The organism is Rhodococcus sp. DK176, assembly GCF_038447315.2.
In the GTDB taxonomy this organism is placed as follows: Bacteria; Actinomycetota; Actinomycetes; order Mycobacteriales; family Mycobacteriaceae; genus Rhodococcus_F; species Rhodococcus_F jostii_A.
On the sequence record NZ_CP118321.2, the window covers coordinates 555,033 to 568,781 of the forward strand.

Genomic DNA, 13,749 nt, shown 5'->3' on the forward strand with positions numbered 1-13,749 from the left:
CCGCCGATGATGCGGTAATTCTTGCCCGCGGCGGCGGCAGCGAGATCCGCCAGCACTTGGGCCCCAGGTCCGCCGCGTTGGAGGCGGCATCGATCCGCACGACGTCAGCCACGCCAGGTTCCATCCAGGATCGCCCCACGCAGATGCTCGGCGGCCTCCGCCGCATCCGGGCCCGGGCTGCCGAGCACATCGTGTAACGCGATGATCGGATCGACCCGCACCACAGGCACATCGTCTGCTAGGACGGTCGGATCGAGCGCCGTCGGTTGTGCCGCGGCGGCCGCAGTGCGCCATACGGTCCGGTCCTGCGGCAGAATGTTCTGGAAGACCACCTTCGTGATCCTCCTGCTGGTCGTCATAGTGCTGACAGGTCAGCAGCACTTGCTGCCCGTCCTGTACGAAGTGCTCGGCTCAAGCTTCGGGTTGGCGGCGTGACAACCGTCAGGTTGGCGGCGTAACAACCGTCGGGAACGGCACCCGGCCCCGCACCGGGTGTCGTTCCTCTGTGCACGAGGTCGTGCACGTCGGGCAGTTGGCTCTTCGACCTGCCTGAACAACGAAAAATCGGTGGTCCGGGCAGGAAACATACGACCGCAGGCGATGTCGTCCGGGGTGGCGAGTTGGCGCAGCGCAGTGGTGGAGGCGGCGGTAGCGCGGGCATGGTCGTCACCGCGAAGCCAGCGTGCGTTCATGTCGGTGTCAAGGGCCGCGGGCGCCACGGCGTTGACGGTGATGCCGCGTTCGCCGATGTCTACGGCGAGGGCGGGTGTGAGCACCTCGATCGCCCCCTGGCGTAGCTGATGACGTCGGGTCTGGCGGATCCGGAGGAAATGTTGACGATGCGACCGCCGTCGCGCATGCGGGGCAGGGCGTGCTGAGTCACGAAGAACGGGACTCGCTGGTTGAGCGCGCCAGTCGGTCGAAATCCTCAACAGTGACGCGCTCGAGCGCTCCGCACCGATTGATCCCGGCGTTGTTGACGAGGATGTCGAGCCCCCGGTCGAGCCCGAGACCGTTGAGTTCGGAGTCGAACTTCCGCATCAGCGTTTCGGGCCCCTCGGGTCGGGACAGGTCGGCCTGGACGGCGGGCGCGAGATGCCCGGCAGCCGTATTGCTGTCATCCATCGCAGCGGCGGCCGTCCGATCGGATCCGTAGTGGACGATCCTTCGGCGCCGGAGGCGGCCACCACATGTGCGGCGGCCGCCCCGATGCCGCGGCTGCCCCCCGGTGACCAGGGCGACCCGTCGGCCGATGTGCATTCCTACTGACGGGCCGCGAGGTCGAGGGCGATGTCGGTGATGAGGTCTTCCTGGCCGCCGACCAGTCCTCGTTCGCCGACGGCGAGCAGGATCTGCCGGGTGTCGAGCCCGTACTGTTTTGCGGCCGTTTCGGCGTGCCGCAGGAAGCTCGAGTACACCCCGGCATAACCGAGGGTGAGGGTTTCCCGGTCGACCTGCACCGGACGGTCCTGCAGGGGTCGGACGACGTCGTCGGCGGCGTCCTGGAGGGCGAACAGGTCGCAATTGTGCTTCCACCCGTGCAGGTCGGCGACGGCGACGAACGGTTCGATCGGGCAGTTGCCGGCACCGGCGCCGTGCCCGGCGAGGGAGGCGTCGACCCGGGTGACGCCCTCTTCGACCGCGACAACGGAGTTGGCGACGGACAGCGACAGGTTCTGGTGGGCGTGGATACCGATCTGGGTCTCGGCATCGAGGATGTCGCGGTAGGCGCGGACACGTTGGCGGACACCGTCCATGGTGAGCCGGCCGCCGGAGTCGGTGACGTACACGCAGTGCGCGCCGTAGGACTCCATCAGTTTGGCCTGCTCCGCCAATTGCTGCGGTTCGGCGAGATGGGACATCATCAGGAAGCCGGAGACGTCCATGCCGAGTTCGCGGGCGGTGCTGATGTGCTGGGCGGAGACGTCGGCCTCGGTGCAGTGGGTGGCCACCCGCACCGACTGCACGCCCAGGGCGCGGGCGCGTTTGAGTTCGGCGACGGTCCCGATGCCGGGGAGCAGCAGGGTGGTGAGCTTGGCGCAGTGCACCACCGCGGCGGCGGCCTCGATCCATTCCCAGTCGGTGTTGCTGCCCGGCCCGTAGGTCAGGGAGTGCCCGGCGAGGCCGTCGCCGTGGGAGACCTCGATGGCGTCGACGCCGGCGCTGTCGAGGGCGCCGGCGATGACGGCGACGTTTTCGGGGGTGATGTGGTGGCGGGTGGCGTGCATGCCGTCGCGGAGGGTGACGTCCTGGATGTAGAGGGTGACGTCGTCGTCGGCGGTCGGGGTGGTGGTGCTCATCGTGCGATCTCCAATGCTGTGCGCTCGGCCAGCTTTTCGGCGACCTGGAGCGCTGCGGATGTCATGATGTCGAGGTTTCCGGCGTAGGCGGGCAGGTAGTGGGCGGCGCCTTCGACCTCGAGGAACACCGATACCTTCCACACCGGTGAGCCGATGTCGGCGCCGCCGGTGAGGGTGGCGACCGTGTCGGCGCCGCCGAGTTCGGTGAACTGCACGTCCTGCTTGAGTCGGTAGCCGGGTACGTAGGCGGCCACCGTGGCGACCATGTCGGTGATCGACTGGCGGATTGCGTCCTGGTCGGGGTTGCTGACCAGGGCGAGGACGGTGTCGCGCATGATCAGCGGCGGGTCGGCGGGATTGAGGACGATGATCGCCTTGCCGTGCGCGGCGCCGCCGACCTCCTCAATGGCCTTCGCGGTGGTTTCGGTGAACTCGTCGATGTTCGCGCGGGTCCCGGGGCCGGCGGACTTCGACGCGATCGAGGCGACGATCTCTGCGTAGTGCACGTCGGTGACCTTGGAGATCGCGGCCACGATCGGGATGGTGGCCTGGCCGCCGCAGGTCACCATGTTCACGTCGGGGGCACCCAGGTGCTGGTCGAGGTTGACCGCGGGCACCACGTAGGGGCCGATCGCGGCGGGGGTGAGATCGATCAGGTGCTTGCCGTAGGGGCGCAATGCTTCTGCGTTGGTCAGGTGCGCCTTGGCGGAGGTGGAGTCGAAGATGATTTCGATGTCGTCGAACTCGGGGTGCTCGATCAGCCCCTGCACCCCGGTGTCGACGGTGCTGATGCCCAGGCGGCGGGCACGTGCGAGTCCGTCGGAGGCCGGGTCGATGCCGACGAGGACGGCGATCTCGACGTTCTTCGCGACCTGCTCGAGCTTGATGACCAGGTCGGTTCCGATGTTTCCGGATCCGATGACCGCTACTTTGGTGGTGCTCATGGGTTTCTGCTTCCTTCTTCAGTCTGTGAACGAGACCCGGACGTCGCCGATCCCGGTGATGGAGGCGGCGTAGGTGGCGCCGGCGACGACGGGGACCATCGGGCCCAGCGCCCCGGAGAGCACGACCTCACCGGCGCGCAGGGGGGAGCCGTAGGACAGGCTGGTGTTCGCCAACCACACCAGCGCGTTCCAGGGGCTGCCCAGGCAGTCCGCCCCCACCCCACTGGAGACTTCGGTGCCGTTCTCGATCATCGTCATCGAGATGGCGGACAGGTCCGGTGCCTGCGTGCGGGGAATCGACGCGCCGAGGACGTACAGGCCGGAGGAGGCGTTGTCGGCGATGGTGTCCGCGAGGCTGATGTCCCAGTCGGCGATGCGGGAGTCGACGATCTCGAACGACGCCACCACCTGCGCGACGTACTCGGGGGCGTCCTCGCTGGTGATCGGGTCGGTGATGTCGCGCGAGAGAATGAAGGCGATCTCGGCCTCGATGCGGGGTTGCAGCAACCGCGACCGTCTGACCTGCAGCTCGGAGCTGACGTCCATGTGGTCGAACAGCACCCCGAAGTCGGGTTGGTCGACACCGAGTTGGGCCTGCACCGCGGGTGAGGTCAGGCCGATCTTGCGGCCGACGATCCGGTGACCGGCGGCGACCACCGCATCGACGTTGCGGGTTTGGACGCGGTAGGCGGTGTCGATGTCGGTCCGCCCGATCAGATCCCGTACCGGGGTGCACAGGGCGCCAGCACGTTCGGCGTCGGCCAGCCGTGCGGCGGCGTCCTCGATCAGGTGATTGTCTACTGGGCGGACGGAGGTCATCCGGGGTCCCTTTCGTTGGTCGGCGTGATGGGAGCGGCGGGGTCTATTCGTCGACGGCGACGGCGGTACTGATGCCGAATCCGGCGATCCATTCCGGGATTTCGCGGTAGAAGGTCGAGGTGACGCGGTACTTCCCGGCGGCGCTCATCGCCGCGTACGCGGCGATCCAGGTGCGTACTTCGTGGGAGGAGTGCCCGGCCTGTTCGACGAACCATTCGTTGGTCCAGGAGTCGATCTGCTCGATCTCGCCGGAGGCGAGAACGTCGAGCAGGTTGCGATCCCAGTGCGGGTTGAGGGGCGCAATGGTTGCCACTCCGGCAGCGAAGTCGCGACCGGCGTCGATGACCCGCTGTTCGCGGGCGTTGCGCTCGGCCTCGGTGGGGTTGCGACCGTCGATGAGCTTCTCTTTCACCTCCGTGGGGGCGGTGGCGAACTGCGGGACCGGCGGATCGTGGGACAGCCCACCGGATCCGACGAACAACACCCGCTTGTCGAGGTTTGCCGCGGCCCGCCCGACGGCCTCGCCTAGCAGTCGGACGCGGCTGACCGGGCCGAGTGGTTCGGCGACGGAGTTGATGAAGATCGGCACGGTCGGGACCGCGGTGATCGAGCCGACCAGCAGTTGCAGGGCTTGGGCGAAGCCGTGGTCGACGTGCATGCGTTCGGAGAACGCGACGTCGACTCCGCTGGCGAGGACTTCCCGGGCGACCGTGTAGGCAGCGTCGCGGTCGACGTTCAGTGGTCCGGATTCGGTGCCGTAATCGCCGACCGACTGGGCCGCGGCACCGATGCAGAACGGGGGCATCAGATCGTAGTAGACCCCGTTGTAGTGATCCGGGGCGAAGATCACGATCAGGTCGGGGGCGAAGTCGGCGATGAACGTGCGCGCATTCTCGAACGCGGCATCGACGTCGTCGATCACGGTTTGGGCCGGGTCGTTTCGTCCCATGAGGGGGGAATGCGACATCGTGCACAGCGCTACGGGCATCATCTGTTTCCTTCTGGTTCTCGCGCGGTTCGTCGACCGGGAGTGCGAGGGATCGGGGTGGCTATGTGGGGGCGCCGATTCGTGGGTGCCTGCTCGCGGTGGCAGGCACCCACGGGGCGATCAGGCGCGGTCGAGCAGGAAATCCAGGTGCAGCTGGTTGAACGTGTCCGCGTCCTCGTACTGGGGCCAGTGCCCGCAGTTCTCCATGATCGCGAGCTTCGCGCCGGGAATGTGGGAGGCGATCCGCTTGGCTTCGTCGACGGGACCGGAGGGGTCCTTGGTGGTCCACAGCACCAGCGCGGGCGCGGTGATGCCCTCGAGGGTGGCGTCGGTGATCATGTTGCGTTTGCGGGTTTCCGGGTCCTGCAGGGCCATGTTCGCCTCGCAGGCCTTGAGCCAGTCCGGCTGTTGGAAGATCGCCTGCCGGGTGCGGATCAGGTCGTCGGTGACCATCGCCGGGTCGGCCATCAGCCACTCGAGCCGGGCCTGGACGCGTTCCCAGCTCGGGTCCTTCGCTGCCTCCATGGACAGGGAGTAGAGGCGTTCCATCACCTTCGGGTTGGCCATGGTGCCGCCCATGGTGTTGAGCACGATCCGCTCGACCTTCTCCGGGTGATCGTGCGCGAACTGGGCGGTGACCCAGCCGCCGAGCGATTCGCCGGAGAACGAGGCCTTCTCCACGCCGATCGCGTCCATGAACTGCAGGACGTGGTCGATGTAGTGCTTGATCTCGAGCGGGTGATCGGGCTTGCTGCTGTAGCCGTGGCCGATGAAGTCGATCGCCCACACGTTGAAGTGCTCGGCGTGGGCGGCCAGGTTGCGGACGTATGCTTCGGCGTGGCCGGTGATGCCGTGCAGCAGGATCAGTGCCGGCTTGGAGGTGTCGCCGGCGTGCAGGTACCGGGTCCGGTAGGGGCCCGCTTGGATGAAGCCCTGGCTGAATTCGACCTGGTTCAGGTCGTTCCAGACGCTGGTGTACGGGCGGGTCATCGGTTTACTCCCTCGGTTGTGGTGCTGGTGGCGGAGGCGGGTGCTGCGTCCGCGGGGGTGGTGTGCGGGACGGTGATCGGCACGGCCTGGGTGTTGTACTGCGGCTCCTGCGTGGTGTCCGGGGCCGGTGCGCTGCTGCCGGACGGGCGGTCGAGGACTGCGGTGAGCGCGTCCTCGAGGCTGGTCAGTGCTTCGCTGTCGTCCCAGACCGGGGCGCTGTGCCGCCACGCGATGTACCCGTCGGGGCGGACGAGGAGGGCACCGGCCTCGTCGATGTCGCGGATCTGCCGCCAGTAGCCGTAGGGGTCGATGGTGCCGGGTTCACCGACGACCACGGTCCGCAGGAACGGCACGTCGAGTTTGGCGGCGGCACGCTTCCACGCCTGGCCGCCGATTCCGGTGAGCAGGGTCATCATTCCCTTCCCGGTGACATCGAGAGTGGAGATGCGGGTGCCATCGGCGCCGACCAGCCACGCGTGCGGCAGCTTCGCGCCGGGCCGGGTGGTGGCCTGCAGGTACAACTGCCGGTCTCGTGCCCACACCTCGTCTCCCGCCTCGGGATCGGGGACGACCGCGGAGGAGGCGTAGCGCTGGTTGAGTTCGACGCCGTGGGCGTTGAATTCGGTGTTCTTCACCTCGAGCGCCTCGTACAGCTGCTCGCGCAGGGCGACCCCCTCGGGTGTGGGTTCCTTCAGCTTCTCCAGACCGGCGGCGACCGGATCGTCGCTGCCTGAGTCGAACCACTCGCGCAGCCCGGCGTAGTCCTTGCGGGACTGGTTGGCGCGAGCGACGATCTGCTTGCCGACCGGGACCCGCTCGGGCGAATAGGACTCGAGCAGGCCCTGCCCGGCGTAGCCCTTGACGACGAACGCGACCTTCCACGCCAGGTTGAATGCGTCCTGGATGGAGGTGTTCGATCCCAGCCCGCTGCTCGGGGGGTGCCGGTGCACGGCGTCGCCGCCGCACAGCACCCGGCCGGACTGGTAGTGCTCGGCGTACTGCTGGTTGACGTACCAGAAGGACCGCGACACGATCTCGACGTCCAGGTGCGGGTCGCCGACGAGGGTCCGGATCTGTTCGAGGACAACGTCGTCGGAGACGTCGGGCTGGCCCTTGGCCATGTCGAATCCCCAGCCGGCGATCCACTGGTTCCACGGCTTGATCGCCCGCAGCAGGCCCATGCCGATCTCACCGAACCCGGCCTTCGAGTTGACGATCCAGTGCAGGATGGACGGCCGGTGAGCGACGTACTTGCTCAGGTCCGCGTTGAAGAGCACGTAGGCGGTGCCGGCGCGGGCCAGTTCGCCTTGGAAGGGAAGGTCGATCTCCTCGGCGATCTTCGAGCGTGCGCCGTCGAAACCGAGCAGGAAGCGGGCTCGCTGGGTGAATTCGGTGCCCGAGCGGACGTCGCGGAACCGGACGGTCACCCCGTCCGCGTCCTGGGTGTGGTCGAGGTATTCGGTGTGGAAGCTGATGATCGCGCCGCGTTCGGCGGCGTTCTTGATCAGCACCGGCTCCATCAGCGGTTGGGGGATGTCGAGCATCGTGCACGGGCTGCCGGACAGGTAGTCCCCGTAGCGGGTGTCGCCCGTTCCCCAGGTCTGCATCCGGACGATTTCTTCGCCGGCCAGGCTCGTGGTGAACAGCGTGTCACCCATCTGGTCCCAGGGTGTGGCGCATTTGCGTGCCTCGTCTTCGACGCCCAGGTCGCGGAGCACCTCGACGGCGCGCTGGTTGGTGATGTGCGCGCGCGGCGAGTTCGCCACCCAGGGGAACATCGAGACGGCGTGGACGCGCAGGCCGTAGGTTGCCAGGGCGAGCGCCGCCGTGCCACCGGCGGGCCCGAGTCCGACGATCACGACGTCGGTGTCGTAGGAGGTTCGGTCGTGGTCACTCATGTCTGTCATCACTTCACTTGTCGAGGACACGCAGGTCCGTGGCCGTGTCCGGGGTTGAGAATGTGGTCACCGCGGGGGTGGGCCGGGCGGAGCCGGCTTCGTCTCGAACGAGTTGGCTCGCTGCGCCTTTGCGGCCCCAGCCGCCGGGCAGCAGGATCACCGAGACCACCGAGATCGCCGAGACCACCAGCAGGTAGGCGACGATCGAGGTGCTGGACTCGGTGGCGGCATACAGGGCGGTGGCGATCGTCGGCGCGAACGCCGAGCCCACGACCTGGGAGAGGGTGTAGCCGATCGAGACGCCGCTGTAGCGCACGTCCGCGTCGAAGACCATGGTGAACAGGGATCCGGTGACTCCGGCGGCGGGTGCCATCGCGATCCCGAAGACCAGTACCTGTGCGGCCATGAACAGCCAGGGGTTGCCGGTGTTGATCAGCGCGAACGCCGGGGCGATCACCACCCCCATGGCCACGGCCCCGAGCAGATACATCGTCTTGCGGCCGAAGGTGTCGGAGAGGGCCCCGAAGACCGGGTAGAGGATGACGGCGACGATGCCGGCGACGAACACCCCGGCGAGGGCGAAGGTGCGGCTGATCCCCGCGACGGTGGTGCCGTAGGAGACGAGGTAGGCCATGCAGATGTAGGCGAACACGCCCTGGGACAGGTAGGTCCCCGCGATGAGCAGGATTTCCTTCCAGTGCTTGCGGAATGCTTCGGCGATCGGCATCCGCACCACCGCGCTCTGCGCCTTCACCTCGGCGAAGTCGGGGCTCTCGGTCAAAGACAGGCGGATGAACAGCCCGATCACGATCAGTACCGCACTGAACAGGAACGGCAGTCGCCAGCCCCAGCTGAGGAACTGCTCGTCGGGCAGTTGGGAGACCGCGAAGAATGCCAGGGTCGCGACGCTGGTCCCGGCCGGGGCGCCCATCTGGGAGAAGGATCCGAAGAAGCCCTTCTTCGCGGTCGGGGCGTGCTCGACGGCCATCAGTGTGGCCCCACCCCACTCGCCGCCGACCGCGAAGCCCTGCACCAGGCGCAGCAGGGTCAGCAGGATCGGGGCGGCGATCCCGATCTGGGCGTAACCGGGCAGCAGTCCCATCAGGACGGTGGCCGAGCCCATTCCGACCAGGGAGATCACCAGCATCTTCTTGCGGCCGACCCGGTCACCGAAGTGGCCGAAGACGATGCCGCCGAGCGGGCGGGCGAGGAACCCGACCCCGAAGGTCGCGAAGGACAGCAGGATTCCGATTGCCGGGGACACATCGGGGAAGAACAGCGTGGGGAAGACCAGGGCGGCGGCGGTGCCGTAGATGAAGAAGTCGTAGTACTCGACCGTGGTGCCGATGAAGCTGGCCATCGCCACCCGGAGCGGTGAGGTGGCTGCGGGCTTCGTCGAGGACGCGGAGGTGTTGCTCACGGTCGGGCTTCTCCGATCCGCGGGCCGAAACATGTCGGCGCCGCGTGGACCAACCTGCGCGAAGCGGTCGTCATGGCCGCTCCTTTCTCTGAGGGAAGTGAGAGAAACATTCACAACTGGAATGCTAGACGTCTAGAAGCGAAGTTACGCCGCCATGGAAGGTGACGCAAGCCTCTCCGGTGTTGAGATGCGACCGGCGATACTCGCCGGCACAAGGCGCCGGTCATCGCCAAAGGGTGTTTCCCCCGGCAGTGGGCATAGAAAAGGCCCGCCCCGTGCAACGTGTGGTTGCGGGGGGCGGGCCGCCGGTGGGGGCGTCTCAGCCGACCGAGTCGTCGGCTTCGTTGCGGATGACCGAAATGGTTCCCACGATGTGCCGTTCCATAGCCTCGCGGGCCGTCGCCTCGTCCTGTTGCCGAATCGCCTCGATGATCGCGTGGTGATCGTCCTGGCGTTCGGGGAGGGCGCTCGACAGCGGGTTGGTGATCCCGGTGGTGTTGATCAGGAAGTCGGACATGTCCCACATCCGCTGGCTGGTCTCGGCCATGATCCGCGAATGCGCCATTGTGTGGATGGCGGCGTGGAATTCGCGATTGTGGATGCGGTATCCGTGCGCGCGCACCTCGGGGTCGTGGGAGGTGAGCAGCGCATCGATCCGGGACGAGATCAGGCCCAGCTCGGTGAGCTGGGCGTCGGTCCGGCGGGCGGCGGCGACCGCCGCGATCGTGCCCTCGAAGCCTCCGAACAGGGTGAAGAAGTCCTCGACCTCACGCTGGGTGTAGGAGACGACCTCGCACCCGCTCTGCGGGAAGATGTAGACGAGCTTGTCGCTGGAGAGTCGGCGCAGGGCGTCCATGACGGGCTGCTTGCTGACCCCGAACTCCTGGCGGATGGACTCGACGACGATCTTCTCCCCGGCCGCGTAGCGTCCCTCGAGCAGTCTGGTCTTGAGGATGTCGTACATGGCGGCGGAGAGCCGTGCGCCCGAGGTCCGGACATTCGCGAGAAGGGCGGCAGCCTCCGGATCGGTGCTGGTGGTGCTCATATGTACACGCTTTCGTCGGGCGCGCTGATCATGGTGTCCCCCTCGCCTGCGGCGCTCACCGCAGCAACTTGCATTCTAGTACTTGTGGTCCGCGTCACCGTCAGCTACGGTCATCTGGAACGCTAGAATTCTAGTTTTGAGGTGTACGTCTTGTTTTACCAGCACAACGGGTCGGCGGCAACCCTTCCGTAGCGGGATCGCGCCGCTCAATGCCGTTCCCTTTCAACGGAATTGCTCACCATTCGGCGCTTGCGCGACCTGACCCGGGACCCGAACACGCAGTCCCGGATTGCTCATCCCGCGAGCCGATCGCCCTCGTTCATGGAGTCGAACCACACCAGCGGGTCAATGCAAGGAGAAGAAGATGGAATTCTGTATCGGCACCTGCGCCAAGATCGACCAGGTCGCGATGGTGAAGCAGGCCGAGGACCTCGGGTTCTCGCACTTCGGTGTCGGCGAAGGGCCCTTGCTGTTTTCCGACCCGTACCAGTACCTGGCGCTCGCCGCGACCCAGACCAGCTCGATCAATCTGGGCACCATGGTCACCAATCCGCTGACCCGGATCGCCCCGGTCACCGCGAACTCCATGGCCACCCTCAACGCCCTGGCACCGGGGCGCACCTTCCTCGGCATCGGCACCGCCAACAACGCGCTGCGCTCGATGGGTAACCGCACCGCGAAGATCTCCGAACTCACGCACGCCATCGAGGTCTCGCGGGAGCTGATGGCCGGACGCCGGGTCACCCACAACTGGCTCGGACAGTCCCGGGAAGTGGAGTTCCTCGACAAGGACAGCGGTTTCTACAACGTCACCGACCACATTCCGATGTGGGTGGCCGCCGGCGGACCGCGCGGGCTCGCCGAGGCGGCCAAGTACGCCGACGCCGTCGTCTACTGCCTCGGACCGAACGTCGAGATGATCAAGCTGATCCGCAGTCGCCTCGACAAGGCGGTCGCCGACGCCGGCCGAGCTCCCGGTTCGGTCAAACTCGTCTCCCTGTCCTGGTTCTACCAACTCGGCAGCGGTGAGACCTGGGAAGACGGTGTCACCAACGGTTTCGGTTCCGGACCGATCAGCTCGTGCATCACCAACGCCGGCCTGATGGACCAGCACCGCGACCAGCTGGGCGATTCCATCGTCGATGCCTCCATCACCGCCGCGCAGCGGTATTTGGGCGACCCGAAGGCCCCGGACCAGCCGCACTACCTCGACGTCTGGGCGAAGTACCTGCGCGGACTCGATCCCGCACACCGGCCGATCATCACCAAGGAACTCGTCGACTACTGGTGCCTCTACGGATCACCCGCCGAGCTGCGGGACAAGGCCGCCCTGATGCGCGAGGCAGGTGTCGACATCCTCCAGGTCTTCCTGTCCAACCCCTTCACCGCAGCCCGAGACATCGACAACATCGGGCACTCGATCCTCGCTCACGCCTAAACCCGCACCCCCGAACCAGGAGCTATTGATGGAACTCGACCCCCGCACCACCGCCGTCGTGGCCGTTCACTGCCAGGGCGACGTCGTCGGCCCCACCGGCGCCTTCGCCGACTTCTTCCACCAGCAGGTGAGCGAACGCCGCGTCATCGACCAGATCGCCGCGCTCATCGCCGCGGCCCGCGAGGCCGGCGCCCCCGTGGTCTACACCCGGGTCGCCTGGAAACCCGACTTCTCCGACCTCGAGGTCAACTCACCGCTGCTGGGCATCGTCGCCCAGTCCGGCTGCCTCAAGGAGGGCAGCGAACTCGCCGAGATCGTCGAACCGCTGAAGCCGAACGGCGACGACATCGTGCTCACGCACCAGCGGATCGGCGCCTTCGCCGGGACCGACCTCGACACCATCCTGCGGGGCAAGGGCATCACCACACTCCTGTTCGCCGGTGTGGCCACCAACGCCTCTGTCGAGGGAACAGCTCGCGTTGCAAGCGATCTCGGCTACCGCGTCGTGATCGTCGAAGACGCGTGCTCGGCGGCCAACCCCGAAGCGCACGAGGCGAGCATCAACTCGCTCGGACTGCTCGCCGAGATCGCCACCGTCGACGACATCCGGACCGCCCTGACCGCCTCGGTCACCGGCACCACCGCCTGACCACACCGAACCGAAACCGGCCGCACTGGTGTGGGCGCCCCGCGGCGCCCACACCAGCACTCCGTGTGCCCGACATCCCGCTATCCAGCCAGACGAACCACCACTCAGGAGTTCCCTTCATGAAGTCGACCATGCGCGTTGCCCGCCTCCACGAGATCAATCAGCCGATGCAGATCGAGGAACTCCCGACCCCCGAACCGCGGGCCACCGACGTGCTGGTGCAGGTCAAGGCCTGCAACGTCGTACCGAACCTGTCCAACGTGCTCGCCACCTACAGCGAATGGTTCCCCTACCTGCCGCTTCCGAAGCTCCCCGCCATCTTCGGCCTCGACTCCGCCGGCGTCGTCGCCGCCGTCGGCAGCCACGTCACCGACGTCGCCGTCGGCGACCGCGTCTACGTCAACCCCGGAATCTCCTGCGGCGGCTGCCGCGCCTGCCGGCAGGGGCACGATCAGAACTGCGACAAGTACACCTTCATGGGCTACTTCTCCTTCGGCGCCGACGGCCAGCAAATCTTCGACGCCTACCCCTACGGCGGGCTCGGTGAGTATCTGACTGCGCCGCAACGCAATCTGGTGAAGCTGCCCGACTCCGTCAGCTTCGAGGAAGGCGCCCGATTCGGCTACCTCGGTACCGGTTACTCGGCCCTGTGCAAGGCCGGCGCCGGCGCCGGCTCCACCGTGCTGATCGATGGCATCTCCGGAACCCTGGGTCTGGGTACCTGCCTGAGCGCCCTCGCGCTCGGTGCGAGCCACATCTTCGGCACCGGCCGTAACGCCGATCTCCTCGAGGACGTCCGATCCATCGCCCCCGACCGCATCCACGTCCTGCCTGTCGGCGAGGGCGACCTGCGCAGCTGGGTGCGCGAACACAACAACGGGGAGGGCGTCGACATCGTCATCGACTCACTCGGCCCCGGCGCACCGGCAGAATCGTTCCTCGACGCCATCACCACCCTGCGCCGCGGCGGCGTGGCCGTCGACATCGGTGGCATGATGGAACGCCCACCGCTGGACATGTTCTCGCTGATGTGCAGCCAGATCAGCGTCCTCGGCAGCCTGTGGTTCTCCACCGCCGAGGCCCAAGACATGGCCGACCTCGCCGGCGCCGGGGTCCTCGACCTGTCGGTGTTCGAGCACCACAGCTTCCCGCTCGAGAAGATCAACGAAGCTCTCGCCGACCTCCCGGCCCGGCACGGCGGCTTCACCAACTTCGTCAGCGTCCCCTGATCCGCCGGCGCCCCGCATCACCCACCGGT

The 13,749-nt window shown here is 67.1% G+C and carries 14 protein-coding genes; 3 read left to right on the forward strand and 11 right to left on the reverse strand.

The features are described from left to right. Positions 1-104 precede the first annotated feature (104 nt). The 11 genes from PSR88_RS02430 to PSR88_RS02480 all read right to left on the reverse strand — a co-directional run bounded on the left by PSR88_RS02430 (position 105) and on the right by PSR88_RS02480 (position 10,404). The gene (locus PSR88_RS02430; RefSeq protein ID WP_148228366.1) at positions 105-332 is read right to left on the reverse strand and encodes a hypothetical protein; all 228 of its coding nucleotides are present in this window, start codon (positions 330-332) and stop codon (positions 105-107) included. 39 nt (positions 333-371) lie between these two features. After that, the gene (locus PSR88_RS02435) at positions 372-776 is read right to left on the reverse strand and encodes an SDR family oxidoreductase (protein WP_011593775.1); all 405 of its coding nucleotides are present in this window, start codon (positions 774-776) and stop codon (positions 372-374) included. A 103-nt stretch (positions 777-879) separates the two neighbouring features. Next, the gene (locus PSR88_RS02440) at positions 880-1,125 is read right to left on the reverse strand and encodes an SDR family oxidoreductase (RefSeq protein ID WP_029538294.1); all 246 of its coding nucleotides are present in this window, start codon (positions 1,123-1,125) and stop codon (positions 880-882) included. A 137-nt stretch (positions 1,126-1,262) separates the two neighbouring features. Further along, entirely contained in the window at positions 1,263-2,300 is a 1,038-nt protein-coding gene (gene dmpG, locus PSR88_RS02445) for a 4-hydroxy-2-oxovalerate aldolase (protein WP_016880940.1), read from the reverse strand. Next, positions 2,297-3,244: an acetaldehyde dehydrogenase (acetylating) gene (locus tag PSR88_RS02450; RefSeq protein WP_009473124.1), complete on the reverse strand. Its 948-nt coding sequence runs from the start codon at positions 3,242-3,244 to the stop codon at positions 2,297-2,299. The genes dmpG and PSR88_RS02450 overlap by 4 nt, the downstream gene beginning before the upstream one ends. 18 nt (positions 3,245-3,262) lie before the next feature. After that, entirely contained in the window at positions 3,263-4,063 is an 801-nt protein-coding gene (locus PSR88_RS02455; protein ID WP_016880939.1) for a 2-keto-4-pentenoate hydratase, read from the reverse strand. Between the two features lie 43 nt (positions 4,064-4,106). Then, the gene (locus PSR88_RS02460; RefSeq protein WP_029538291.1) at positions 4,107-5,051 is read right to left on the reverse strand and encodes a 3-carboxyethylcatechol 2,3-dioxygenase; all 945 of its coding nucleotides are present in this window, start codon (positions 5,049-5,051) and stop codon (positions 4,107-4,109) included. A 120-nt stretch (positions 5,052-5,171) separates the two neighbouring features. Continuing rightward, entirely contained in the window at positions 5,172-6,041 is an 870-nt protein-coding gene (locus PSR88_RS02465; RefSeq protein WP_016880937.1) for an alpha/beta fold hydrolase, read from the reverse strand. Then, complete coding sequence (locus PSR88_RS02470; protein ID WP_016880936.1) at positions 6,038-7,948, reverse strand: FAD-dependent monooxygenase; 1,911 nt, start codon at positions 7,946-7,948, stop codon at positions 6,038-6,040. Before PSR88_RS02470 ends, PSR88_RS02465 begins: the two co-directional genes overlap by 4 nt. 4 nt (positions 7,949-7,952) lie before the next feature. Next, positions 7,953-9,299, reverse strand: a complete 1,347-nt coding sequence (locus PSR88_RS02475; RefSeq protein WP_016880935.1) for an MFS transporter — start codon at positions 9,297-9,299, stop codon at positions 7,953-7,955. Positions 9,300-9,678: 379 nt separating this feature from the next. Next, positions 9,679-10,404, reverse strand: coding sequence for a GntR family transcriptional regulator (locus PSR88_RS02480; protein WP_011593783.1), 726 nt, complete (start codon positions 10,402-10,404; stop codon positions 9,679-9,681). A gap of 364 nt (positions 10,405-10,768) precedes the next feature. On the opposite strand from PSR88_RS02480, the gene PSR88_RS02485 reads away from it, so the two are divergent. The 3 genes from PSR88_RS02485 to PSR88_RS02495 all read left to right on the forward strand — a co-directional run bounded on the left by PSR88_RS02485 (position 10,769) and on the right by PSR88_RS02495 (position 13,720). After that, on the forward strand, positions 10,769-11,842 hold the full coding sequence (locus tag PSR88_RS02485) for an LLM class flavin-dependent oxidoreductase (protein ID WP_011593784.1): 1,074 nt from the start codon (positions 10,769-10,771) through the stop codon (positions 11,840-11,842). Positions 11,843-11,870: 28 nt separating this feature from the next. Beyond that, on the forward strand, positions 11,871-12,491 hold the full coding sequence (locus PSR88_RS02490; protein ID WP_016880934.1) for a cysteine hydrolase family protein: 621 nt from the start codon (positions 11,871-11,873) through the stop codon (positions 12,489-12,491). Between the two features lie 119 nt (positions 12,492-12,610). Further along, positions 12,611-13,720, forward strand: coding sequence for an alcohol dehydrogenase catalytic domain-containing protein (locus tag PSR88_RS02495; RefSeq protein ID WP_016880933.1), 1,110 nt, complete (start codon positions 12,611-12,613; stop codon positions 13,718-13,720). Positions 13,721-13,749 lie beyond the last annotated feature (29 nt).